We start from the raw sequence: 25,139 nt of genomic DNA, 5'->3' as shown, positions 1-25,139 counted from the left end.
AAAATGAAAAGATTCACATATATCCTGGCAGGACTGACATTAACATTTGCTGCCTGCAATGACAATAATAAAAACGAGAAAAAAGAAACGACTAAAGAGATGGCGATGCCGATGATGAATAGTTTTGAAACCGTTTCCATTCATAAGAGTAACCCAAGGGTAACCTTAAAGTTAGCCGGAGAATTACGCGCGGATCAGGAAACCGAGTTGTATGCTAAAGTAAATAGTTATGTACAACAGATTAATGTAGACATTGGTTCTACGGTAACTGCAGGGCAGGTGCTAATGGTGCTGGATGCCCCCGAAATACAGGCGCAACTGGCAACAGTAAAATCTAAGTTGAGTGCTCAGGAGGCTATTTATATAGCAACTAAAGCCAACTACGATCGTATGTTTGAAGCAAATGAAACAGAGGGGGCAATAGCTAAAGATGCCCTGGACCAGATTACGGCTAAAAAGCTGGCAGATCAGGCACAGGTAAGCGCAGCCCGATCTGTTTATAATGAGCTAAAGGCAATGGAAAACTATTTGGTGATCCGCGCACCTTTTAGCGGCATTGTAACGGATAGGAATGTTGATCTGGGCGCTTACGTAGGCCCGATGGGAAAAGGAGCTGATAAGCCCTTATTGGTGGTACAGAACAACAACAAGTTGCGTCTGGCCTTATCTGTTCCCGAAGCATACACGCCTTACCTCAATTCTGGTGATACCATTCGCTTCAAAGTGAAATCGTTACCACAAAGAATGTATGCTGCGAAAATATCCCGGAAATCAGGTTCATTGGATATGAAGCTAAGGTCTGAAAAGATTGAAGCCGATATCATGAATTTGAACAGAGAACTTAAGCCATTAATGGTTGCTGAAACCATGATTCCGCTGCAGGCAGGACAGTCTACGTTCTTTGTGCCTAAAGCAGCAGTCATCGATGCAAACCTTGGTGTTTACGTTATTCGCGTCGAGAACGGAGTAACAAAGAATGTTCCCGTAGTAAAAGGACGTATGCTGCCTGATAAGGTTGAAGTGTTCGGAGAATTGAATGAAGGAGATCACATCTTAATGAAAGCCAGCGAGGAAATTGAAGAGGGAACCGCTGTAAAAAAATAATACCCGTTTAGTTTTTAGTTTCGATTAAAGCCACTTGGATGAGTGGCTTTTTTTATTACATAATCTGCATCATAAAAACTAACTCAGCAACTCCTGTAAGTCCCTGTCAGCTGTAGGTATCTTTTTCAGGAAATCATCAAAACCTGCATTTTCCTGTGAGCTGTACATTCCATAGGCATCTATGATATAGCCAATTTGGCTATCTTTATCTTCCAGTATATAAAGTACTGAATTATCTGCAGGGTCTGAATCCCCTTCAAAACGATATGTTTTTATAATAGTTAAATCCTCAGGATTATAAATTTTATTCAGGCCAACGCCTTGCATTTTGCCGTGGTCAGTCATTTTGATTTCGTTGTCTATACCTTTCAGTCTCAATTTCTCTAGAATCTGGCTTAGTGTATTCATTTCTGCTGGATGTTCCATAAGTACATGTTTTTCTTAATAGAACAACCCTTAGCTAGAATGGTTTGCTGTAATTGAAATGAGCCTAGTGTTTCATTTTAAGGTTAAGCTACTTGGTCATGCCCCATATTGTTTTATGTTAACAATACACGACTTCCCTTATGCCCTTTCTTGCGATAAAATAAGGTTGATTGTAGATTGGTTAAGGTTTTCTTCGGAAAAAGGGTACTTTTTTCCGAAGAAAGGTGCAGGGAATGTGCACCAAACCTTTATGTAAGGTACAATCAATCCAAAGTGTGGGGCTTTAAGTTTCTTCGGAACGGTATGTATGAAGATCTAATGGATATCAATAAAAATGGGGATGTAACTACTGTTACATCCCCATTTTTATAGGTTAAAAGACAATGCTTACAAATCGAAAGCAGCTTTTACTTTATCAACAAAATCAAGTTTTTCCCAGGTAAACAACTCGACCGTTACTACTTTCTCTTCACCGTTTGGTGTCCTGAAAGTTTTGGTTACTGTTTCCGGAGTACGCCCCATGTGTCCGTATGCAGCGGTCTCGCTGTAAATAGGATTTCTTAGTTTTAAACGCTGCTCAATGAAGTAAGGACGCATATCAAATAAGCTTTCTACAATTCTTGCAATCTCGCCATCAGTTTTGCTTACTTTACTTGTTCCATACGTGTTGATATAGATTCCCATTGGTTTAGCTACACCGATGGCGTAACTCACCTGTACAAGAATTTCATCCGCGAGACCGGCAGCTACCAGGTTTTTGGCGATATGACGGGTAGCATAAGCAGCACTTCTGTCCACTTTGCTTGGATCTTTTCCAGAGAAAGCACCACCGCCATGCGCACCTTTACCACCATAAGTATCTACGATGATCTTACGGCCGGTTAAACCAGTGTCACCATGTGGACCTCCGATTACAAACTTTCCGGTTGGGTTAATATGGTATTCAATTTTATCATTAAACAAATGTGCGTATTGCGGATATTTAGTAATAATGCGTGGAATCAGAATGTCAACCAGGTCTTTTTTGATCTTTACAAGCATTGTCGCTTCTTCATCAAAATCATCATGCTGTGTTGAGATGACAATCGCATCAATACGAACCGGTTTGTTGTCATCCGAATATTCCAGTGTTACCTGAGATTTGGCATCTGGACGTAAATAAGTAATTTCTTTGTTTTCACGTCTTAAAATAGCCAGTTCCTGTAGTAATGTGTGCGACAGATCTAAGGCCAAAGGCATGTAGTTTTCAGTTTCATTGGTCGCATAACCAAACATCATTCCCTGATCACCCGCACCTTGTTCTTCTTTACTGGAACGATCTACACCCTGGTTGATATCCTGCGATTGCTCATGAATAGCCGAAAGGATACCGCAAGAGTTAGCCTCAAACATGTATTCGCTTTTTGTGTAACCGATTTTTTTGATCACTTCACGCGCAATTTGCTGTACATCCAGGTAGATTTTAGATTTTACCTCTCCCGCTAAGATCACCTGACCTGTAGTAACCAAAGTTTCACAAGCTACTTTTGAATCGGCATCAAAAGCCAGGAAGTTATCAATAAGCGCATCTGAAATTTGATCTGCTACTTTGTCGGGGTGACCTTCAGAAACAGACTCTGATGTAAATAAATATGACATTTTAAATAATTAATTTAAATAGTATACAATTATGTAAATGGGAAATGATCCTGCAAAACAGGCGGTAAAACGAAGTGTAGGATACGTTAGCACTTTTTTTTACGTGGTTGCAATCCCGCTACTTTTACATAGCATCGCAAATCAGTCCACTTTAATGTTGCAAAATTACACTATATATTTAAATAGTCAAAAAATATCGATTATTTTGTATCGTATTAAAGCTACAAGATCTTGTCGAAACTAAACATACTATTCATAATAAATCCGATATCTGGTGGGAAGGATAAATTGAAGATTCCTGCCCTTATTGATGCAAATTTGGACCGTTCCAGGTTTAATGCCAATTTCGCTTTTACGGAATATGTGGGGCATGCATCGGAAATAGCGGAGGAAGCTGCGGGTAAAAATTTTGACATTATTGTTGCAGTTGGTGGCGATGGAACGATCAATGAAATTGCCGGTAGGGTGATGCAGCAACATAAAATATTGGGGGTATTGCCCTTTGGTTCCGGAAATGGTTTAGCAAGATTCTTAAAAATACCAATGAATACCGTGAAAGCCATAAAGGTGATTAACAATTGTAAGGTATCTGTTATTGATACGGCTACCTTTAATGAGAAGTGCTTTTTTAACATGGCCGGAATGGGCTTTGATGCGCACATCAGCTCTGTATTTGCCGGTAATAAAGGGCGCGGACTAAGTGGTTACGTTAAACTTGGGTTGCGTGAAGTATTGAGTTATAAACCGCAAAACTATCGAATTGCTATTGATGGCAGGGAATATTTGCGCAAAGCATTTGTTATTAGTGTGGCAAATTCATCACAGTATGGTAACAACGCACACATTGCGCCTACAGCATCTGTTACAGATGGACTGCTGGATGTATGTATTGTCAAGGAGTTTCCAATGTACAAGCTGCCGGTATTGGCCTATGAGATGCTGAGATCGAAAACAGATCATTCTAAACTGGTTGAGATTATCAAAGGAAAAAACATACACATTAGCCGAGTAAAGGAAGATGCCATACACATTGATGGTGAACCTTATTTTATGGGGACAGAAATAGCCGTGTCGGTCAATCCATTGTCTTTAAATATTATTACCCCTGATTATGAAGTCTAAAAAGAAAACATTAAACGATTTTGGTGGGATTATGTATTCAACAGACCCATCATTTGTATATGAAGATAAAAATTCAAGTCCTGTCGAGGCTTTAGCTAATAACCAGCAGGATTTAAGGGTCATGCTCGACAAAAAGAACCGGGGGGGGAAAGCAGTTACACTGGTTACAGGTTTCATAGGGACAGACGATGAACTGGATAAATTAGGTAAGATGCTGAAAACCAAATGCGGTGTAGGTGGTGCGGCTAAGGATGGAGAAATTATGATACAGGGTGACTTTAGAGATAAAGTGCTGCTTTTATTGCAAAAAGAAGGTTACAAAGTCAAAAAATCGGGTGGTTAAAATAGCTTTATGAAATCGTTTTAAATTATTGATTTTCAGATAGATAATTGTTAGTGTACCGGCGACAATAAGTAAATTTTTTCAGAGAAAACCGTGTGTTTTCCCTTTTAATCTGTATAACTTTGTCGGACTAACTTATTATTTATGAGCAAAGCGTTTATGCTTAAGCCTGATTTGAATTATCTGAACCTGGATTCGGATAATGCGTTATTTCAGCTTAATGTAGCAGAATTGGTTGAAGAGGCCTTGAAAAATGGAGAAGGTACGCTTGCCGATAACGGGGCATTGGCAATTGACACCGGAAAATTTACCGGGCGTTCTCCGAAAGACAGATTTATTGTGTGTGATGATATTACGCGCGATACAGTGTGGTGGGGTGATATCAATTTTAAAATTGATCCACAAAATTTCGATTTACTTTTTAAAAAAATCACGGCGCACCTTAATCAGAAAGATTTCTATGTAAGGGATGCATATGCCTGCGCAGATGAGCGCTATAAAACTACAATCAGGGTAGTTACTGAAACGGCTTATCAGAATCTTTTTTCTAACAACCTGTTTTTAAGGCCTGAAGAAGATGAGGTATTGGATCAGCCGGAATGGACAATTATTGCTGCACCGACTTTTTTAGCTGATCCAGCAGTTGATGGCACCAGACAGCCAAATTTCTCGATCCTGAACTTTACCAAAAAGATGATATTGATTGGTGGATCTGGTTATACTGGTGAAATTAAGAAAGGTATATTTTCTGTTTTGAATTTCATCCTGCCTGAGCAGCGTAAGACTTTATCTATGCATTGCTCTGCAAATGTGGGCAGGGATGGGGATACGGCTATATTTTTTGGACTTTCAGGTACCGGAAAAACTACATTATCAGCAGATCCTGAAAGAGGACTGATTGGTGATGATGAACACGGATGGAGTGAAGAAAGTGTGTTCAATTTTGAAGGAGGTTGCTACGCCAAATGTGTGGACCTGACTGCTGAGAAAGAACCACAGATATTTAATGCCATTAAATTCGGCGCCCTATTGGAGAATACGAACTATTTTCCACAGACACGTACGGTTGATTTTTCTAACATAGATAAGACAGAGAATACAAGGGTTGCTTATCCTATTCATTATATTGATAATGCAATTACGCCCTCTATTGCCGGAATGCCTAAAAATATTTTCTTTTTAACTGCTGATGCATTTGGGGTTTTGCCTCCGATATCAAAGTTAAACCCGGGACAGGCGATGTTTCACTTTATTTCTGGCTATACAGCAAAGGTTGCTGGAACTGAAGCTGGAGTTACTGAGCCCCAACTTACTTTCTCGGCCTGCTTTGGCAAAGCCTTCCTGCCATTACACCCTACACGTTATGCGAGTTTGCTGGGCGAAAAGATGCAGAAGCATAAAGTAAATGTATGGCTAATTAATACAGGATGGAGTGGAGGAGCTTACGGCGTAGGAAAACGCATGAAACTGGCTTATACAAGAGCAATGATTACAGCGGCATTGAAAGGCGAATTTGATAATATCGCTTTTGAAGCAGATCCTGTATTCGGTTTGTGTATTCCCGTAGGCTGTCCAAATGTCCCTGCCGAAATATTAAACCCAAGAAATACCTGGGCAGATCCAAAAGAATATGATAAAAAGGCGAACGAATTGGCGCTCGCATTTATAAACAACTTTAAGCAATTTGAGGCCGACGCTAGTGAAGAAATGCTCGCATCCTACCCTAAAGTTGTCGAAAACGCACATTAAAAGCATTTTTTTACTGAAAAATTTGCTTTTCTATTTTTTTTTAGTTTTAATTGCGAAAGATTGTCTCTCCACCGGGACAATCTTTTTTAATTATACAAACTACGTGAAGGGAAATACTCGGGGTAATAGGCTAACGATAATTTAATTTGGAATTAAAATCAAAGTTATAAATTTGTTGTTACAACAAATGTTTATAATGGACGTTGTGTGTATTACAGAATATTTATCTAATTTTAAAAAACAAAGTACTAAAAACTAAAAAACTAAAAAAAAATGGCAAACGCACCAAAACCAACAACAGTTAAAAAAGAAAGCTCGACAGCTTCAAATTTATTCGCTACATTAACTATTCCAATCTGTATCATCATCGGGATATGTATTTTTAAATTTATCCTAGGTGATCCAAAAAACTTTATTGACGACAACATTGAAAATTTACCTAAAGTTGGTAACTATGCTGGTATGGCATATAAAGGTGGTCCGATTGTAGCAATTTTGATCGGTTTGCTATTAATGGTTGTTGTGTTCTCAATTGAAAGAATGATCGTTATCGGAAAAGCAACTGGTAAAAACGGTTTAGATGCTTTTATCAAAAAAATTCAAGCTTTGTTGAATTCAAACAACATTGAGTCGGCAATGGCTGAGTGTGACAAACAACAAGGTTCTGTTGCCAACGTAATTAAATCAGGCTTGAAAAAATACCGTGAGATGGAAGTTGAGCCAAACATGGATACTGATCAAAAATGTTTAGCTATACAAAAAGATATCGAAGAGGCTACAACTTTGGAAATGCCAATGTTAGAGCAAAACTTAACAGTAATTGCTACTTTAGTTTCTATCGGTACATTAACAGGTCTATTGGGTACAGTAACAGGTATGATCAAGGCCTTCGCCGGATTAGCTAACTCTGGTGCTCCGGATCAGGCTGCACTTGCGGTAGGTATCTCTGAGGCGTTGATGTGTACTGCTACAGGTATCGGTACTTCTACGCTTGCAATTATCATGTACAACATCCTTACTTCTAAAATTGATAAGTTAACTTATGCAATCGATGAAGCAGGTTTCAGCATCATCCAAACTTACGCTAGTACGCATAAATAAAAATAATGAATTTTTTTTACCGGCTTTATGGAAAACCGGGAGAATTAACATCATTAGTTTAAAACAAGTAATTTTAAAAAATTATGCCAAGAGCAAAGGTTCAAAGAAAGAGTACTGCGATAGATATGACCGCCATGTGCGATGTATCTTTCCTATTACTTACTTTCTTTATATTAACAGCAACAGCACGCCAGCCTGACCCTTTGGAGGTTACCATTCCTTCTTCGACCTATAAACTTAAGGTTCCGGATTTGGATATGGGAATTTTATCCATTGGTAAAGGAAAAGTGTTCTATGAAATCATAGGTAAGGACATTAAGATGTCTACGCTGGACAAGATGGGCGAGAAATACAGCATTAAGTTTACTCCTGAAGAGAGAGAGCGTTTTGGTGTTATTGGCGCTTTCGGTGTTCCAATTGGGAATTTGAAGGAATTTATTGCGATGGATGGAGAAAAACGGACAGCTTTCCAGAAAGTAGCCGGAGGAATTCCAGCAGATTCAACCAACAATCAGTTGGCTGAATGGATCCTGCAGTCCCGTACGGCTGTTGCCGAACTTCATTCAACACAAATGCGTGTAAGTATTAAAGGGGATGCACAAGAAGAATATCCTGCAGTTAAAAAGATTGTCGATATTCTTCAGAAGCAGAAAATTAACAAATTCAGTTTAATCACATCTGCCGAAGGCGGTGCGGAATAATAATTATATATTATGGCAGAATTAGATACCTCCGGCGGGGGAGGCAAGAAAGGCAAAAAAGTTAGAAGTAAGAAACAAAGTACCAAAGTAGATTTAACTGCGATGGTGGATTTGGCCTTCTTGCTGATCACTTTCTTTATGTTGACCACCTCCCTGTCGAAACCAATTGCAATGGATATTGCAAAGCCTGATAAAGACGAGAAATCAGTAGAGAGACTTGCATTAAGGGAGTCAGAGACCATGACTATTTTATTGGGTAAGAACAATAAAGTTGCCTGGTATATGGGCTTGCCTACAGCATCCAACGCTCCAACTGTAGAGAATTTTTCTGATATCAGAAAGTCGATATTGGATAATAAAAAGAAAGTAGCAGATGCTACTGGCGGAAGGCAGATCATTATGGTGATCAAACCAACTTCAGGAGCTACTTATAAGAATTTTGTTGATATAATGGACGAGCTGGCGATCACTAAGATCAAAACAGCACCGGCAATTGATGACGAGAACATTCTTGACTCCGAAAAGGATTTTATGAAACAGGCTGGAATTTTATAATAAAATAATTAACGATATTAAAAATAGTAAGCTATGTTTAGTTCTAAGATAGATTTATTAAAGACAGAGTGGCTTGATGTTGTATTTGCAAACAAAAACAAGAAGTACGGAGCTTATGAGTTACGTAAACAAAGTGGAGCAAATACTACCAAGGCTCTTGTCATCGCATCATCGGTATTTATACTGATGTTTGTGACGCCTAAGATCTTAAATATGATCAAAGGCAAGCTACCTGAAGATGAGGTAGTAAAACAGGTAGAGGTTGTGGTTGCGCCACCTCCGCCGGTAAACCCGGAGACACCTCCGCCACCACCGGTTGAGCCACCGCCACCAAAACAGGATCAGATTAAGTTCCCTCCTCCGATTGTTAAACCGGATAATGAGGTAATTGATAAAGAACCTGTTCAGATCGAAGATTTAAAAAAGGCTGACCCTGGTCAGAAAACCATTGAAGGTGATCCAACAGCTGATATCGTTATCGCTGGTCCGGTTGGAGATGGTCCAAAACAGGCAGCAGTAGTGGAAGATACCAAAGTTTATGACTTTGTTAGTATCGAAACTCAACCAGGTTTCCCAGGTGGTATGGATAAATTCTATGCTTATCTGAAGAAAGCGGTAAGATATCCTGCAATGGCACAAGAAAACAACATTCAGGGTAAAGTGTTCTTGTCTTTCGTAGTAGAGAAAAACGGAGATTTGACTGATATCACAGTAGTAAGAAAACTTGGTGGTGGTACAGATGAGGAAGCGATCAGGGTACTGAAAGCTAGTCCAAAATGGACACCGGGTATTCAAAACGGTAAACCGGTACGTGTGAAATACAATATTCCTATCAGCTTTACCTTAGCAAATTAGAATGTTTAATTTTGAAACATTTAGACAGAAATCGCCTCAACAGCGATTTCTGTTCATTTTAGGCCTTGTCATGTTCTTCTTTTATCTGGTATTGGGAGGCATGCTGATTTTAGGAAATCAGATACTCAATCAGATAGAACCCATGTATAGAATTATGCTGGGATGTTTACTCATTGTATACGCATTAATTAGATTTATACGTTTAATAAATCAGAAGCCGGATGAAGATTAACAAAAAGAATCTTAGTTTTATATTGCTGCTGACTGTTTTCGCTGCCTGTAAGCCAAAACCAAAGCCTGTTGATACTGTAGCGCAAACACGTACTTCTGGTACAGTTAGCATGTTGGTTGATGAGTCTTTTTCGGAAGTGCTGGCCGACCAGATTGAGGTGTTTAAAACTGATTATCCAGACACGAAGTTTACGATTGTGGAAGGTAATGAACAAAAAATATTGCCTACTTTTTTAAATGATAGTGTGAGAGTGATTATTTTATCGAGAATGCTTACCGAAGCAGAAGATAAAATGTATAGGAGCAGAAGTATTGTTCCTAAAACGGCGAGATTCGGAATTGATGGAATCGCCTTGATTGCCAATGTAGAAAACCCAGACAGTAATATTACCGTAAATGAGGTAGTGGATATTATGAAGGGAACGTCGGTAAGTGGTAAACAATTGGTATTTGATAATGCATATTCAAGTACCTTACGTTATTTTAAAGATCTGGCGGCTATTAAAGCTTTGCCGGCTAAAGGAATTTATACTTTGCAGACTAATAATGATGTGATTAAGTATATTGCAGAAAATAAAGGTTTTGTAGGAGTTGTTGGGGTGAACTGGCTTATCGATAATAAAGAAGAAATGGCCCCTTATCTGGAGAAAGTAAAGATGATGGGGGTGAAAAATGTGAAGGGGAAAAAAGGAGGAGATGAATTCTATAGACCTATTCAGGCTAATTTAATTAATGGTAAATACCCTTTTTTAAGAAATATATATATCATTGATGCAGAAGGCAGAGATGGATTGGGCACGGGCTTTGCTAATTGGTTGGTAAGCCCTAGAGGACAGTTAATTGTACTTAGGTCCGGACTTGGTCCGCATAAACTGGCTTCTCGCGATTTTAATTTTAAGAATACAAACTAAATTTTATATTTGAACTTTGAAGCCCTTATTTTAGGTAGTTTCATCAAGAAAGAAAAACAATTTGAACCGTGAAACCTGCGTAGCAAGCTTCATAATAATTAAAAAACAATAGACGAACCATGAAAATGACAAAGAAAGCGATAACCTTAAGTTTAGGTTTAGTAGTGATGGGTTCTGCCTCTTTTGCTCAAAGCTTAAGTGACGCAAAGAAGGCCCTAGATGCCGAGCAGTATCAAAAAGCAGCTTCAATGCTAAAAAACCTTGTGAAGTCACAAGCTAGCAAAGGAGAAAATTATTATAATTTAGGTGAGGTTTATTTACGTATGGACTACGTAGATTCGGCTCGTGCGGTATTTACTCAAGGTGTTACTGCTGATCCTAAAAATTCATTGAACTATATTGGTTTAGGTGAAGCAGATTTGTTCTCTAACAACCCTACATCAGCAAAAACAAACTTTGCTAAAGCAGTAGAAGTATCTTCTAAAAAAGATTGGATTCCTCAGTTGTATATCGGAAAAGCTTATATAGCATCAGATAAACCTGATTTTGAATCAGCTTTACCATATCTTCAAAAAGCAGAAGAGTTAGATGCCGGTGATAAAGATGCAGAGACATTCTTAGCTTTAGGCGATTATTATGCTTTACAGAAGAAAAACTCTGAGGCTTTACAAAACTATATGCGCGCAGGGAATATCAACGAAGCTCTTTTAAGAGGTAGAGTTCAGATTGGCCGTATGTATAAAGAATCAAGAGCTTTTGCAGAGTCTGAAGAAGCTTTGAAAGAAGTAATTGCGAAAGACCCTAACTATGGTCCTGCTTACCGTGAAATTGCTGAATTGTATATGCAATGGGCACTTCAAATCTCTAATGAGTTTGCAGCAAGATCTGCACAGGCTGTGGAAAATTATAAAAAATACATTGATTTAACTGATAACTCTTTTGAGTCGAAATTGCGTTATGCACAGTTTTTGTTCTATGCGAAAGATTATAAAACTTTGCAAGAGGTAACTTCTAGTCTTGCAGTAAGCAGCCCTAATGATCCGAAAGCTTTAGTAGTTTCAAGATTACGTGGTTACTCTGCGTTCGAGAATAAAAATTATCCACAAGCTTTGGAGTACATGAATGATTTCTTTGCGAAAGCAAAAGATCCTAGCCGTATCATTGCTTCTGATTATCTGTATCTGGGTAAATCGTTATTGCAAAATGGCAACGACAGCTTAGCTTACACTACTATTCTTAAGGCAGTAGCAATGGATTCAACAACTACTGAGGCGTTAGATGAGGTAGCAATGGCTTTGTTTAAAGCTAAAAAGTATGGTCAGGCAGGTGATGCTTATGCTGTGTCTGTTAAGGCAAATCCAGAAGGAAAAAATACTTTAACCAATTACTATTATTTAGGTACGGCTAAGTATTATGATTATGCAATTAAAGACAGGGATGGTAAAAACCCTAGTAAACAAATTATGGTTGACGCGGATTCAGCTTTCGCACACATCATCAAAGTTAAAAATGACTTTGCTTTAGCTTATACTTTCAGAGCTCGTGTGGCTAAATATTCTGATGATCCGGTAAATCCTAAATGGACAGCTGTTCCGTTTTATGAGCAGTTGATCCAATTGGTTACGGTAACGAAACCAGAATTGGCTGCAGGTGCTGCAAAAGACCTTGTTGAAGCTTACGTATATGTAGGTTCTTTCTATGCGCAGACAGATAAGGAAAAAGGGAAGGAATATCTGAATAAAGCTTTAGCTATTGACCCTCAAAACCCAGGTGCTCAGAACCGCTTGAAGGAACTGACAGCGCCGGCGCCTAAGGCTCCAGTAAAGAAAAAGTAATAAATTAAATAATAAATGAAAAGGCAGGGTTGTTATCCTGCCTTTTTTTTGCTTTTTTCTGTTGAGACCAGTCGAGGTAGATTCTACTCTGCTTTCAGGATAAACGAAATTTCTGGATGTGTTGTAAATCAGTTTATTAATTCTTAAATTGTATCAGCTAAAAATCCAGATATGAAATTAATGCTTCTTAAAACCACGCTTTGTACGGCTCTACTCACGGGATTTGTAACAGTTGTTCTGGCACAAAAAAATGATGAAATTCAAGGGGAGAGCAGGTTTGCTCCTCGCACGATCAAAATCGATGGTAAGAACTTTGAATGGAAAGACACAGATTTTTCCGTTAGCAAAAGAACAGGTCTTTCCTATATAGTCAGTAACGATGATAAAAACCTATATCTGATTATCAAATCCACAGATGTTACCAATAATGAAAAGATAATGGCTGGTGGAATTACTTTTTCGGTAAATCCAGAAGGGAAAAGGATAGAGAAAGAAAGTATTAGATTGACTTATCCGGTGGTAGAGCAATTGCGAACAGGCAGTACTGGGTCAGTTGTCGTTTCTTATGCTACAAGCAATGTGAAGAACCCCGAACAAGATGCCTACATGGCAGCTCGTCATAAAAAGAAACTGGAAAAGGCGAAGGAAATTAAAATCAGAGGCTTTAAAAATACAACAGATACTTTACTCTCTATTTACAACGACTTAGGAATAAAGACCTTCGCTAATATTGAAAAGGACAATAGTTTTTTCTGTGAGGTCTCTATTCCTTTGGAGGGGCTCGGCATTTCTATTAAAGGGTCAAACTCATTTGCCTATAACGTTAAAGTTAATGGAATACAGATGCCAGGATTAGATAACAATAGAATCATTGTGGCTCCTCCCCCAGGTGTAAGTGGTGGTAATTTCGATGGTGGTATGGATGATCAGGCAATGACAAGTTCAACAGACTTTTGGGGAAAATATAAGCTGGCAAAGCATTAAATTAAACGGATTGTAACTCTTTTTCAGATTAAAATTATAATATCCTGCTTTTTCTGTTAATTTTGTCCCAAATTATTTTCAAATGGAAACGCAAAGTGTACCTGTAGATTTTCTACCCATTATATTTCAAGTAATTGTTGCTTTAGGATTTGTTGTTGTAACACTTGTTGCTACACACTTTTTAGGCCCTCGGAGAAAAACCAAGGATAAACTGGAGACTTTTGAAGCAGGTATCAAAACGATAGGTAATGCTCGTCAGCCTTTCTCCATTAAGTATTTTTTGGTAGCTATACTGTTTGTGCTTTTTGATATTGAGGTTATTTTTATGTATCCATGGGCTGTTAATTTCCGGGATCTTGGAATGACGGGAATGATAGAAATGTTCGTGTTTATGGGTACATTACTATTAGGCTTTATATACGTGCTAAAGAAGAAAGCACTAGATTGGAATTAATCTATTTAGATCGGTTCTAAATGCAGATAGCGTAAGTCTTTTGCTTCAAAAAATTGTAGATTTGTGGTTCATTCTTTAAAGGAATGAGCCTTTTTCGTTTTGTATCATGAGTGACATCAATATAGTAGAAGCGCCACCAGGCATAGAAGGGTCTGGTTTTTTTGCCACATCTTTAGATAAAGTTATTGGTTTGGCCCGCTCACATTCATTATGGCCTTTGCCATTTGCAACTTCATGTTGCGGTATTGAATTTATGGCGACAATGGGTTCTCATTATGATTTTGGCCGTTTCGGGTCAGAACGCTTAAGTTTTTCTCCTCGCCAGGCTGATTTATTAATGGTAATGGGTACAATAGCCAAGAAAATGAGTCCTGTTTTAAAACAGGTTTATTTGCAAATGGCTGAACCTCGTTGGGTAATGGCTGTTGGTGCTTGTGCATCCAGTGGCGGTATTTTTGATACTTATTCTGTTTTACAGGGTATTGATGAAATTATTCCTGTGGATGTATATGTTCCAGGATGCCCACCACGTCCAGAGGCTATTTTAGATGGTTTTGGTAAAATTCAGGAATTGGTAAAGAATGAGTCTTCGAGAAGAAGGGATTCTGAGCAGTACAAGGAAATGTTGGCTTCATACGGAATATTATAATGGCAGAGGTGACGAATCAAGAGTTAATCACATTGCTGAACGAAAAGTTTGGTGATAAGATTATTGGCGTGAACGAGCCATATGGCTTGCTTACTTTTGAGACAACTAAAGATGTGATTATTGAAGTGCTGAAGTTTTTAAAAGAAAGCCCGATTGCAAACTTCAATTACCTTACAGATATTACAGCTGTACATTATCCTGAAAAGAAACATGGTATTGCAGTGGTTTACCATTTGCATAGCATGGTTAAAAGGATCAGGGTTAGGATTAAGGTGTTTATTGATGAGCAACATCCAACGATCCCAACTGCAACTTCGGTATGGAATGGAGCAAACTGGATGGAACGCGAAACATATGATCTTTTCGGAGTGAAATTTGAAGGCCATCCTGACTTGAGAAGAATCCTTAACATGGATGATCTTGGTGTTCATCCGATGTTGAAGCAGTATCCTTTGGAAGATCCAAATAGAGTAGATAAAAAAGACGAATACTTTGGTAGATAAGTTTATATGAATCACAATCAACCAGTATATACAGATAATGATCCGCAGAGTGAATTGGTGACCCTGAATTTGGGCCCAACCCACCCGGCAACACACGGTGTATTCCAGAATGTTTTGCAGCTGGATGGAGAGCGCATTGTGAGTGGTGTTTCTACCATCGGGTATATTCACCGTGCATTTGAGAAAATTGCCGAACACAGGCCGTTTTATCAGATTACGCCATTAACAGACCGCTTAAACTATTGCTCGTCGCCCATTAACAATATGGGGTGGCATATGACGGTAGAAAAATTGCTGAATATACAGATGCCTAAACGTGTAGATTACCTGAGGGTAATTATCATGGAGCTGGCACGTATTTCTGATCATATCATTTGCAATACAATTATTGCTCAGGATACTGGCGCAACAACAACTTTCCTGTATCTTTTCCAGTTCAGGGAACATATTTATGAGATTTATGAAGAGATTTGTGGTGCACGTTTAACAACTAACGTTGGTCGTATTGGCGGTTTTGAAAGAGATTTCAATGACATCGCTTTTGCAAAAATCAATAAGTTTCTAAAAGAGTTTCCTGTCGCACTGAAGGAATTTGAAAGTCTGCTGAACCGCAACAGGATTTTTATTGACCGTACTGCTGGTGTGGCAAAGGTAACTCCGGAGCAAGCTTTAAGTTATAGCTGGAGTGGGCCTTTATTGCGTGCTACAGGTGTGGATTACGATGTTCGTGTAAGTGAGCCCTATGCTTCTTACGGGGATTTTGATTTTGAAATTCCGGTAGGTACCAATGGCGATATTTATGATCGTTACCTGGTTCGTAATGAAGAGATGTGGCAAAGTGTACGTCTGATTGAGCAGGCTATGGAAAAATTAAAGAAAGAACCTGCAGGTATTTTCCACGCAGATGTTCCTGAGTTTTATTTGCCGGCGAAAGAAGAGGTGTACAATAATATGGAAGCATTGATTTATCACTTTAAAATTGTGATGGGAGAGATTGATGCACCGAAGGCAGAAGTTTATCATGCTGTTGAAGGTGGTAACGGTGAGCTTGGTTTTTACCTGATTAATGATGGCGGAAGGACTCCTTATCGTTTACATTTTAGAAGGCCTAGTTTTATAAATTATCAAATGTTTGCGCCCATGAGTGAAGGTATGCTGTTATCGGATGCCATTATTAACATGAGTAGCATGAATATTATTGCAGGAGAATTAGATGCTTAAAGTAGAAGAACAACAACCTGTAGAGTTTTCACCGGCTTTAATCGAAAAGTTTGGTGAGATCGTGAAAAGATATCCGGAAGGCAAACAAAAGTCGGCCCTGCTACCTATTCTGCATGAAGTGCAGGCTGAGCTGGGTTGGTTAAGTTCAGCTGCTATGGATAAAGTTGCCGAATATTTAGATATTCAGGAGATTGAAGTTTACGAGGTAGCCTCGTTTTACAGCATGTATTTTTTAAAGCCGCAAGGAAAATATGTACTTGAAGTTTGCAGAACAGGACCTTGTTGTCTTGTTGGAGCTGAAAAACTAATGGGGCATATTGAAAACAAACTTGGTGTGAAGGAGAATGAAGTGACTGCAGATGGTTTGTTTAGCTGGAGAGGTGTAGAGTGTTTAGCTGCTTGTGGGTATGGACCTGTTTTACAGATCGGCCCTGAGTATACATTTTACGAGAACCTGAACGAGCAAAAGGTAGACGAATTGATAGAAGATTTACGCAAAAAATAATGGGACGTAAACTATTATTAGAACATATAAACGTACCTGGCATCAATACACTTGATGTTTATCGCCAAAAAGGCGGGTACCGTGCCGTTGAGAAGGCTTTGAAGACCCTTACTCCTGATGAAGTAGTAGAAGAGGTTAAAAAGTCCGGATTACGCGGTCGTGGTGGTGCAGGATTCCCTACGGGAATGAAATGGAGTTTCCTGGCTAAACCAGAGGGCGTTGCCCGTTACCTGGTTTGCAATGCGGATGAGTCTGAGCCTGGTACTTTCAAGGATCGCTACCTGATGACACATATTCCACATGCGCTGATTGAAGGCATGATTGTGTCGAGCTTCGCGCTTGGTGCAAACACTTCATACATTTATGTACGTGGCGAAATGATGCCTCAGATCCGTATTCTGGAAAGAGCTATCGCTGAAGCTAAAAATGCAGGCCTCTTAGGTAAGAATATTTTAGGTTCCGGGTATGATCTGGAACTCTATGTTCAACCGGGTGGTGGTGCTTATATCTGCGGTGAGGAAACAGCTTTGCTGGAATCACTGGAAGGAAAAAGGGGAAACCCAAGGATTAAACCGCCTTTTCCGGCTATTGCCGGATTGTATGGCTGTCCGACTGTGGTAAACAATGTGGAATCTATTGCAGCTGTTGTGCCGATCATTAATGATGGTGGTGACGAGTACGCAAAGATTGGTATTGGCCGCAGTACAGGAACAAAATTAATCTCTGCTTCTGGTAATTTGGTGAGACCTGGGGTATATGAAATAGAATTGGGTTTACCTGTTGAAGAGTTTATTTATTCCGATGAGTGGTGTGGCGGTATTGCCAATGGTAAACGCTTAAAAGCTACTGTTGCCGGAGGATCTTCTGTACCGGTATTGCCTGCTAATTTAACATTGAAGCTGGCTAACGGCGAACCAAGGTTAATGAGCTATGAATCTTTATCTGAAGGTGGTTTTGCTACTGGTACAATGATGGGTTCAGGTGGTTTCATTGCTTTTGATGAAGATCAGTGTATCGTTAGAAATACCTGGAATTTTTCTCGTTTCTATCACCATGAGAGTTGCGGACAATGTTCGCCTTGTAGAGAAGGAACAGGATGGATGGAAAAGGTACTACATAGATTGGAATACGGACATGGTAAAATGAGCGATATTGATTTGCTTGTTGATGTGTCTAAAAAGATTGAAGGGAACACCATTTGTCCACTTGGAGATGCAGCAGCATGGCCGGTTGCGAGTGCAATCAGACATTTCAGGGATGAATTTGAGTGGCATGTGAATGAGCCTGTAAAGAGCTTAAGTACAAATTATGGTTTGGCAAATTATGCTGAGCCGATTGCCAAAGCCGTTACAACAGATAATTAACATCAGACAAAAGAATATCTTTAACAATGAGTGATAAAGTTAAGGTAACCATAGACGGAATAACAGTAGAAGTAGCTCCGGGTACCTCTATCCTGAATGCTGCGAGGCAAATAGGTGGAGATATTGTACCACCGGCTATGTGCTATTATTCGAAATTAGAAGGCAGCGGTGGGAAGTGCCGTACTTGTATTGTTAAGGTAAGCAAAGGTTCTGAGAAGGATCCGCGCCCGATGCCTAAACTGGTGGCGTCATGCCGTACCGCAGTAATGGATGGTATGGAGGTGATGAACATCACTTCTCCGGAAGTAATAGAAGCGCGCAGTGGAGTGGTAGAGATGTTGTTGATCAACCATCCGCTTGATTGTCCGGTTTGTGACCAGGCTGGAGAATGCGATCTTCAGAATCTGGGCTATGAGCATGGTTTGCAGAAAACGAGATATGAGTTTGAGCGCAGGACGTTTGAACGTATAGATATTGGTGACAAGATCCAGTTACACATGAACAGGTGCATTTTATGTTACCGTTGTGTGTTTACCGCAGATCAGATTACAAATAAAAGGGTTCATGGTATTCTGAACAGAGGTGACCATTCAGAAATCTCAACTTATATCCAGACCGCGGTAGATAACGATTTTTCAGGAAATGTGATTGACGTTTGTCCGGTTGGTGCTTTAACAGATAAAACTTTCAGGTTTAAAAATCGTGTTTGGTTTACCAAGCCTATTGATGCACACAGAGATTGCCCTACTTGTAGTGGTAAGGTGACTTTATGGTATAAAGGTGAAGATGTGTTAAGGGTAACAGCACGTAAGGATATTTACGGTGAGGTTGAAGAGTTCATTTGCAATACCTGCAGGTTTGATAAGAAAAAAACTGCGGATTGGGTTATCGAGCATCCTACACATATTAGCGATACTTCGGTGATTGCTTCTAATCATTATGAGACCTTAAAACCGCTTCCTGTAATTCAGCCTAATCCTAAATTACAACAAGCGAATAAGATTGAACTAGAAAAAACCACTAAATTCTAATGGATATAGCTTTTGTAATTGAAAAATTTGTACTTGTAGCTATCATTTTTGGTATCAGCCTTGTGATTGCCATGTACTCTACTTATGCAGAAAGAAAAGTGGCTGCCTTTTTACAGGATAGACTAGGACCGGACAGAGCTGGTCCCTTCGGTATTCTGCAACCTTTGGCAGATGGTGTGAAGATGTTCATGAAGGAAGAGATTGTTCCATCTAATGCGAGCAAATGGTTGTTTATGGTAGGGCCGGGTTTGGCTATGCTAACCGCTTGTATTGGTACTGCCGTGATTCCATGGGGTAGCCCGATTGCTATTGGAGACAGAATAATCCCTTTGCAGGTAACCGACATTAATGTTGGTTTGTTATACATCTTTGGTGTGGTTTCACTAGGTGTATATGGTGTTATGATTGGTGGATGGGCATCAAATAATAAGTATTCCTTATTAAGTGCGATCAGAGCTGCATCACAGAATATCAGTTATGAGATTGCAATGGGTTTATCCATTATTGCTTTATTACTGGTGACAGGATCTATGAGTTTAAAAGAAATTGTAGATGGTCAGCATGGCTGGCGCTGGAATGTGCTATATCAGCCAGTTGGATTCCTGTTGTTTATGGTTTGTGCCTTCGCTGAGACCAACAGGGCTCCTTTCGATTTACCAGAGTGTGAAACGGAGCTGATTGGTGGTTACCATACCGAGTATTCATCTATGAAACTGGGTTTTTACCTGTTTGCTGAATACATCAATATGTTTGTTTCTGCAGCGGTAATGGCGACTTTGTACTTTGGTGGTTATAACTATCCGGGTATGGACTCCATGGCTGTATGGTTAGGTCCAACGTGGGCCCCACTTTTTGGTGTAGCAGTTTTCTTTATCAAAATATTTGCATTTATATTTTTCTTTATGTGGGTTCGCTGGACTATTCCTCGTTTCCGCTACGATCAGTTGATGCATTTGGGCTGGAAGGTATTAATTCCTCTGGCTATAGCGAATATAGTGGTTACCGCTGTGGTGATTGCAGTAATTGAAGGATTTTAACATATCCACTTAGGTGGAATAATAAGGAGGTTTAATGGAACCATTGACCAGTAAAAAGAAAGTATTAGAACAAAAGCCCTTAACGCTGGCAGAGCGTATGTATTTGCCTGCTATTGTTAAAGGAATGTCTATTACCATCAGTCACTTTTTTAAGAAAGAAGCGACAATAAGATACCCTGAAGTAGAGCGGGAATTCTCTACTAACTTTAGAGGTATGCACTCTTTGAAAAGAGATGAAGAAGGAAGAGAGCGTTGCACTGCTTGTGGTTTATGCGCTTTATCTTGTCCTGCAGAAGCAATTACTATGATTGCTGCCGAGCGTAAACCTGAAGAAAAGGATTTATACCGTGAGGAGAAATATGCCTCGGTATATGAAATCAACATGCTGCGCTGCATTTTCTGCGGTTTGTGTGAAGAGGCTTGCCCGAAAGAAGCAATTTATCTGGACGGACCGATCGTACCTGCTGATTATTTGCGTAAAGACTTTATTTACGGTAAGGATAAATTGGTAGAACAACCATTAAATAAGAAATAATAAACATACATAGCTTTAGGGCTATTCATATAAACAGTTTTAAATATAAATAAATGGGTACATCGGTATTCTATTTTGTTGCCACACTAAGTATCTTCTTTTCACTGATGGTTATTTTTGCGAAAAACCCGGTGCATAGTGTACTTTACCTGATCGTTACGTTTTTCACGTTTACAGTTCATTACATTTTGCTCAATGCGCAGTTTTTGGCTGTAGTAAACTTTATTGTTTACATGGGGGCAATTATGGTACTGTTCCTTTTTGTACTGATGTTGCTGAACTTAAATAAGGACAACGAACCGCTCAAGTCGACCCTGGTTAAGGTGGTTGGTGTAATTGCGGGCTGCTGTTTGCTGGTTACTTTGGCAGGTGCTTTAAAGGCAACAGCAATTTCTGATCCGGTTGTATTGAGAAACCCTAATCTTGGCCTGGTTAAAAACCTGGGTAAGGAGTTATTCGGGCCATTTATGCTGCCATTTGAACTATGCTCTATTTTATTGCTTTCGGCAATGGTAGGAGCAATATTATTAACTAAAAAAGAGAAAGTATAATGGGCAACATTACTCAAGAATTACAAGGGGTTCCGCTTAACCATTACATCTGGCTAAGTGCAATCATTTTCACTATTGGTGTTATTGGTGTATTAACGCGCAGAAATGCCATTGTTATCTTTATGTCCATTGAGCTGATGCTTAATGCGGTGAATTTGTTGCTGACTGCTTTTTCGGTTCACAGCAATGATCCATCGGGTCAGGTATTCGTGTTTTTTATTATGACGCTGGCTGCTGCAGAGGTTGCCATAGGGTTGAGTATTATTGTAATGGTTTACAGAAATACCCAGTCTACTGATGTTAATGTGTTGAATCGCCTTAAGTGGTAATTATTAAGAAGAAATTATAAGATGATAAATTTAGTTTGGCTGGTTCCGTTGATTCCTCTGTTGGGCTTTGTTATTAATGGCCTTGGCAGAAATTCATTATCCAAAAACCTGATCGGTTTTATTGGGAGCAGTGTAATATTCATTTCGTTTGCCATCAGCCTGGGGATATTTTTTGAGCTGGGGGCTGATGCGAATAAATCGCATGAGATCTTTCTTTTTGACTGGATCAGCGCAGGTAGTTTGCACATTCCCGTGTCATTTCTTGTTGATCCGTTAAGCTCAATAATGCTCCTGATCATTACGGGAGTTGGCTTTTTGATTCATATTTACTCTATTGGCTATATGCATAGCGATGAAGGTTTTGGTAAGTTTTTTAGCTACCTCAACCTGTTTATCTTCTTTATGTTGCTATTGGTTTTAGGTTCAAACTATATTGTAATGTTTATCGGCTGGGAGGGTGTAGGTCTATGTTCTTACTTACTGATCGGCTTCTGGTATACAAATAGCAGTTATGCATCGGCCGCAAAAAAGGCTTTCGTGATGAACCGTATTGGTGATTTAGGCTTTTTATTAGGTGTGTTTTTAATTTTCACCACTTTTGGTAGTGTAGAGTTTGCTAAAATATTTCCGCAGGCGGCTAATATGCTTCCGGGTAACGGTACCATTGCTTTAATTGCATTATTCTTATTTATTGGAGCCTGCGGTAAGTCTGCGCAACTGCCATTGTTTACCTGGTTACCTGATGCGATGGCTGGCCCGACGCCGGTTTCAGCTTTGATACATGCGGCTACCATGGTTACTGCTGGTATTTATATGATTGCAAGATCGAACCTGCTGTTTGATTTGGCACCAATGATTCAGCATGTTATTGCTATTGTGGGTTTGGTTACGGCGATTGTGGGTGCAATTATTGCTTTAACGCAAAATGATATAAAAAAGGTGCTGGCTTATTCTACAGTATCTCAATTGGGTTATATGTTTCTGGGCTTGGGTGTTGGTGCTTATAATGGCGCCTTCTTCCACGTGATTACACATGCTTTCTTCAAAGCCTTGTTGTTCTTATGTGCAGGTTCCGTAATCCATGCGCTACATCATGAGCAGGATATGCGTCATATGGGTGGTTTACGTAAGAAGTTGCCGGTTACTTTCCTGACCATGTTAATTGGTACAATTGCTATTGCAGGTTTACCTCCGTTTTCAGGGTTCTTCTCTAAGGATGAGATTCTAGCTCATGTTTATATGCACGATAAAGTTATGTGGGGGCTGGCAGTGTTTACGGCTTTCTTAACTGCTTTTTATATGTTCAGAATGTTGTTTCTTACTTTTTACGGGAAGTACCGTGGAACGCACCATGCTGAAGAGAAAATTCATGAATCACCTAAGTCTATGACAGTGCCTTTAATCGTTTTGGCAGTATTGTCGGCAATTGGTGGTGCTATTGGTATTCCTGAAGCATTGGGGGGAAGTCACTGGTTATCGCATTGGTTAGCACCAGTGATTAAACATGTAGGTGAGGCTCCTGATCATGCTACTGAATATATGTTGATGGCAGTTTCTGTTGTAGGTGTACTGATTGCTATCGGTGTTGCTTACGGCAAGTACGTTAAGCAGAATTATATTCCTGTACCTGACGAGGCAAAACGCTCGGGATTGGCTAACCTGTCATACAACAAATTTTATTTTGATGAAATATATGATACGCTGATCAGAAAGCCTTTGGATGCAATTTCAGGCTTCTTTTATAGAATCGTTGACAATAAGATTGTTGACGCTATTGTAAATGGCTTTGGTTGGACGGCTTCGGAGGCTAGTAAAGGCTTACGCTTGCTGCAAACCGGAAATGTCGGCTTTTATATTTTTATGATGGTGATAGGAATCATCTCATTGTTATTGTATACTTATTTATCTCTATAAAAGATCGTTCAAGAAAAGATAATGGAACAACTTTTACTACTTCTAATATTTTTACCATTGCTTGGCGCCTTGGTTACCGCATTCTCGGGAAATGCAGCAAAACATGTTGCGTTGGTCTCGGCAATTGTTTCTTTAGGCCTGGCACTTGCTATGGTATGTAATTTTATACCTGATGCAAGTACGCAGTTTGTTGTAAACTGTCCGTGGATAAAAGATCTGGGTATTAATTTTCATGCCGGGGTTGATGGGATCAGTATGATTACCATATTGCTGACCAACGTACTTATTCCATTGATCATTCTTTCTGCATATCAGCATGAATACAAGAACAGGAATGCCTTCTTTGCTTTGATCCTGTTTATGCAAAGTGGATTATTGGTGGTGTTTACTGCAATGGATGCGTTTCTATTTTACATTGGATGGGAAGCAGCATTGATTCCTATTTATTTTATCTGTGCTATTTGGGGTGGTAAAGACCGTATTAAGGTAAACATGAAGTTCTTTGTTTACACGATCGCCGGATCATTATTCATGTTGCTTGGGATCATTTATCTTTATTTGCAAAACCCGGCAAACAATTTTGATATACAGGCATTTTATAGCCTTAATTTAAATGCTACTCAGCAGGCTTGGATATTCTGGGCGTTCTTCGTGGCTTTTGCTATTAAAATGCCAATATTTCCATTCCATACCTGGCAACCTGATACCTATACTGAAGCTCCGGCTCCAGGAACGATGTTACTTTCGGGTATTATGCTGAAAATGGGTATTTATGGTGTGATCAGGTGGTTATTGCCTGTGGTACCAGGAGGAGTTCAGGAATTCGGACAACTGGCAATTATTTTGTCTATCATAGGTGTGGTTTATGCTTCTTTAATTGCCTTTACGCAAAAAGATGCGAAGCGTCTGGTTGCTTATTCTTCTATTGGTCACGTTGGTTTAATCGCTGCAGGTATTTTCGCTTTAAATGTGCAAGGTATGCAGGGTGCGATGATCCAGATGTTAAGTCATGGTATTAACGTGGTGGGTTTGTTCTTCGTGCTTGATATTATTGCGAGTCGTATGAAAACACGTAAAATTGCTGAGCTGGGTGGAATTGCAAAGCAGGCTCCAAAATTGGCAATTGTATTTTTGATCATACTTTTAGGTACGGTTGCTTTACCAGGGACAAATGGCTTTATTGGAGAGTTTCTTTTACTGATTGGTATTTATCAGTATAATTTATGGGCAGCGATTTTTGCGGGTTTGACGATTATTTTTGGTGCAGTTTATATGTTCAGAATGTATCAGAATATTATGCTCGGCAAAACGAATGAGCTGACCATTGGCTTCACGGACATAAAAGGATCAGAGCAGGTTGTACTTTACATCATCTGTGCGTTGGTTATTGTATTGGGCGTTTATCCAAAACCAATTTTGCAGCTTTCTGAAGCATCAGTGCAACATTTAATAGAACAGGTAACACAAAAATTAACATCGGTAAACTAAGGA

General features: G+C 39.4%; 26 protein-coding genes. 24 read left to right on the top strand and 2 right to left on the bottom strand.

Features of this window, described 5'->3' with window-relative positions:
• Positions 1–3: 3 nt before the first annotated feature.
• Positions 4–1,104, top strand: a complete 1,101-nt coding sequence (locus tag R2Q84_RS10710; protein ID WP_316816531.1) for an efflux RND transporter periplasmic adaptor subunit — start codon at positions 4–6, stop codon at positions 1,102–1,104.
• 78 nt (positions 1,105–1,182) lie between these two features.
• On the opposite strand, the gene R2Q84_RS10705 is transcribed toward R2Q84_RS10710, so the two are convergent.
• Positions 1,183–1,530, bottom strand: coding sequence for a hypothetical protein (locus tag R2Q84_RS10705; protein WP_316816530.1), 348 nt, complete (start codon positions 1,528–1,530; stop codon positions 1,183–1,185).
• A gap of 387 nt (positions 1,531–1,917) precedes the next feature.
• Positions 1,918–3,168 (bottom strand): methionine adenosyltransferase, encoded by a 1,251-nt coding sequence (metK, locus tag R2Q84_RS10700; RefSeq protein ID WP_316816529.1) that lies wholly within the window; start codon positions 3,166–3,168, stop codon positions 1,918–1,920.
• Between the two features lie 231 nt (positions 3,169–3,399).
• On the opposite strand from metK, the gene R2Q84_RS10695 reads away from it, so the two are divergent.
• The 23 genes from R2Q84_RS10695 to R2Q84_RS10585 all read left to right on the top strand — a co-directional run bounded on the left by R2Q84_RS10695 (position 3,400) and on the right by R2Q84_RS10585 (position 25,136).
• Positions 3,400–4,290: a diacylglycerol kinase family lipid kinase gene (locus R2Q84_RS10695; protein WP_316816528.1), complete on the top strand. Its 891-nt coding sequence runs from the start codon at positions 3,400–3,402 to the stop codon at positions 4,288–4,290.
• Positions 4,280–4,633 (top strand): translation initiation factor, encoded by a 354-nt coding sequence (locus R2Q84_RS10690; protein WP_316816527.1) that lies wholly within the window; start codon positions 4,280–4,282, stop codon positions 4,631–4,633. The genes R2Q84_RS10695 and R2Q84_RS10690 overlap by 11 nt, the downstream gene beginning before the upstream one ends.
• 144 nt (positions 4,634–4,777) lie before the next feature.
• Positions 4,778–6,382, top strand: a complete 1,605-nt coding sequence (gene pckA, locus R2Q84_RS10685) for a phosphoenolpyruvate carboxykinase (ATP) (protein ID WP_316816526.1) — start codon at positions 4,778–4,780, stop codon at positions 6,380–6,382.
• A 273-nt stretch (positions 6,383–6,655) separates the two neighbouring features.
• On the top strand, positions 6,656–7,483 hold the full coding sequence (locus R2Q84_RS10680) for a MotA/TolQ/ExbB proton channel family protein (RefSeq protein ID WP_316816525.1): 828 nt from the start codon (positions 6,656–6,658) through the stop codon (positions 7,481–7,483).
• 83 nt (positions 7,484–7,566) lie between these two features.
• Positions 7,567–8,184, top strand: coding sequence for a biopolymer transporter ExbD (locus R2Q84_RS10675; protein ID WP_316816524.1), 618 nt, complete (start codon positions 7,567–7,569; stop codon positions 8,182–8,184).
• A gap of 12 nt (positions 8,185–8,196) precedes the next feature.
• Positions 8,197–8,739: an ExbD/TolR family protein gene (locus R2Q84_RS10670; RefSeq protein ID WP_316816523.1), complete on the top strand. Its 543-nt coding sequence runs from the start codon at positions 8,197–8,199 to the stop codon at positions 8,737–8,739.
• A gap of 33 nt (positions 8,740–8,772) precedes the next feature.
• Positions 8,773–9,594 carry a TonB family protein gene (locus tag R2Q84_RS10665; RefSeq protein WP_316816522.1) on the top strand — a complete coding sequence of 274 codons (822 nt, stop codon included), beginning with the start codon at positions 8,773–8,775 and terminating at the stop codon, positions 9,592–9,594.
• Between the two features lie 221 nt (positions 9,595–9,815).
• Positions 9,816–10,736 (top strand): substrate-binding domain-containing protein, encoded by a 921-nt coding sequence (locus tag R2Q84_RS10660; protein WP_316816521.1) that lies wholly within the window; start codon positions 9,816–9,818, stop codon positions 10,734–10,736.
• Between the two features lie 119 nt (positions 10,737–10,855).
• Positions 10,856–12,571: a tetratricopeptide repeat protein gene (locus R2Q84_RS10655; RefSeq protein ID WP_316816520.1), complete on the top strand. Its 1,716-nt coding sequence runs from the start codon at positions 10,856–10,858 to the stop codon at positions 12,569–12,571.
• Between the two features lie 171 nt (positions 12,572–12,742).
• Positions 12,743–13,555 carry a hypothetical protein gene (locus tag R2Q84_RS10650; RefSeq protein WP_316816519.1) on the top strand — a complete coding sequence of 271 codons (813 nt, stop codon included), beginning with the start codon at positions 12,743–12,745 and terminating at the stop codon, positions 13,553–13,555.
• Between the two features lie 82 nt (positions 13,556–13,637).
• Entirely contained in the window at positions 13,638–14,009 is a 372-nt protein-coding gene (locus tag R2Q84_RS10645; RefSeq protein WP_316816518.1) for an NADH-quinone oxidoreductase subunit A, read from the top strand.
• A 106-nt stretch (positions 14,010–14,115) separates the two neighbouring features.
• Entirely contained in the window at positions 14,116–14,658 is a 543-nt protein-coding gene (locus R2Q84_RS10640) for an NADH-quinone oxidoreductase subunit B (protein WP_316816517.1), read from the top strand.
• The gene (locus tag R2Q84_RS10635; protein WP_316816516.1) at positions 14,658–15,161 is read left to right on the top strand and encodes an NADH-quinone oxidoreductase subunit C; all 504 of its coding nucleotides are present in this window, start codon (positions 14,658–14,660) and stop codon (positions 15,159–15,161) included. The genes R2Q84_RS10640 and R2Q84_RS10635 overlap by 1 nt, the downstream gene beginning before the upstream one ends.
• 6 nt (positions 15,162–15,167) lie before the next feature.
• Positions 15,168–16,382 (top strand): NADH-quinone oxidoreductase subunit D, encoded by a 1,215-nt coding sequence (locus R2Q84_RS10630; RefSeq protein ID WP_316816515.1) that lies wholly within the window; start codon positions 15,168–15,170, stop codon positions 16,380–16,382.
• Entirely contained in the window at positions 16,375–16,887 is a 513-nt protein-coding gene (locus R2Q84_RS10625) for an NAD(P)H-dependent oxidoreductase subunit E (protein WP_316816514.1), read from the top strand. Before R2Q84_RS10630 ends, R2Q84_RS10625 begins: the two co-directional genes overlap by 8 nt.
• The gene (nuoF, locus tag R2Q84_RS10620) at positions 16,887–18,251 is read left to right on the top strand and encodes an NADH-quinone oxidoreductase subunit NuoF (RefSeq protein WP_316816513.1); all 1,365 of its coding nucleotides are present in this window, start codon (positions 16,887–16,889) and stop codon (positions 18,249–18,251) included. Before R2Q84_RS10625 ends, nuoF begins: the two co-directional genes overlap by 1 nt.
• Positions 18,252–18,277: 26 nt before the next feature.
• Positions 18,278–19,282 carry a 2Fe-2S iron-sulfur cluster-binding protein gene (locus tag R2Q84_RS10615; RefSeq protein ID WP_316816512.1) on the top strand — a complete coding sequence of 335 codons (1,005 nt, stop codon included), beginning with the start codon at positions 18,278–18,280 and terminating at the stop codon, positions 19,280–19,282.
• Positions 19,282–20,319 carry an NADH-quinone oxidoreductase subunit NuoH gene (gene nuoH, locus R2Q84_RS10610; RefSeq protein WP_316816511.1) on the top strand — a complete coding sequence of 346 codons (1,038 nt, stop codon included), beginning with the start codon at positions 19,282–19,284 and terminating at the stop codon, positions 20,317–20,319. Before R2Q84_RS10615 ends, nuoH begins: the two co-directional genes overlap by 1 nt.
• Before the next feature lie 34 nt (positions 20,320–20,353).
• Positions 20,354–20,854, top strand: a complete 501-nt coding sequence (locus R2Q84_RS10605; RefSeq protein WP_316816510.1) for an NADH-quinone oxidoreductase subunit I — start codon at positions 20,354–20,356, stop codon at positions 20,852–20,854.
• 53 nt (positions 20,855–20,907) lie between these two features.
• On the top strand, positions 20,908–21,405 hold the full coding sequence (locus R2Q84_RS10600) for an NADH-quinone oxidoreductase subunit J (RefSeq protein ID WP_316816509.1): 498 nt from the start codon (positions 20,908–20,910) through the stop codon (positions 21,403–21,405).
• The gene (gene nuoK / locus R2Q84_RS10595; RefSeq protein ID WP_316816508.1) at positions 21,405–21,734 is read left to right on the top strand and encodes an NADH-quinone oxidoreductase subunit NuoK; all 330 of its coding nucleotides are present in this window, start codon (positions 21,405–21,407) and stop codon (positions 21,732–21,734) included. Before R2Q84_RS10600 ends, nuoK begins: the two co-directional genes overlap by 1 nt.
• Positions 21,735–21,755: 21 nt before the next feature.
• A complete protein-coding gene (gene nuoL, locus R2Q84_RS10590; RefSeq protein ID WP_316816507.1) occupies positions 21,756–23,648 on the top strand; it encodes an NADH-quinone oxidoreductase subunit L in 1,893 nt (630 codons plus the stop codon).
• A 21-nt stretch (positions 23,649–23,669) separates the two neighbouring features.
• Positions 23,670–25,136, top strand: a complete 1,467-nt coding sequence (locus R2Q84_RS10585; protein WP_316816506.1) for an NADH-quinone oxidoreductase subunit M — start codon at positions 23,670–23,672, stop codon at positions 25,134–25,136.
• The last annotated feature ends 3 nt before the right edge of the window (positions 25,137–25,139 follow it).

This window comes from Pedobacter nyackensis, from assembly GCF_032678475.1.
Classification (GTDB): Bacteria; Bacteroidota; Bacteroidia; order Sphingobacteriales; family Sphingobacteriaceae; genus Pedobacter; species Pedobacter nyackensis_A.
The sequence above is the reverse complement of the archived record's forward strand: the minus strand, read 5'-3'. Positions and strand labels throughout refer to the sequence as shown.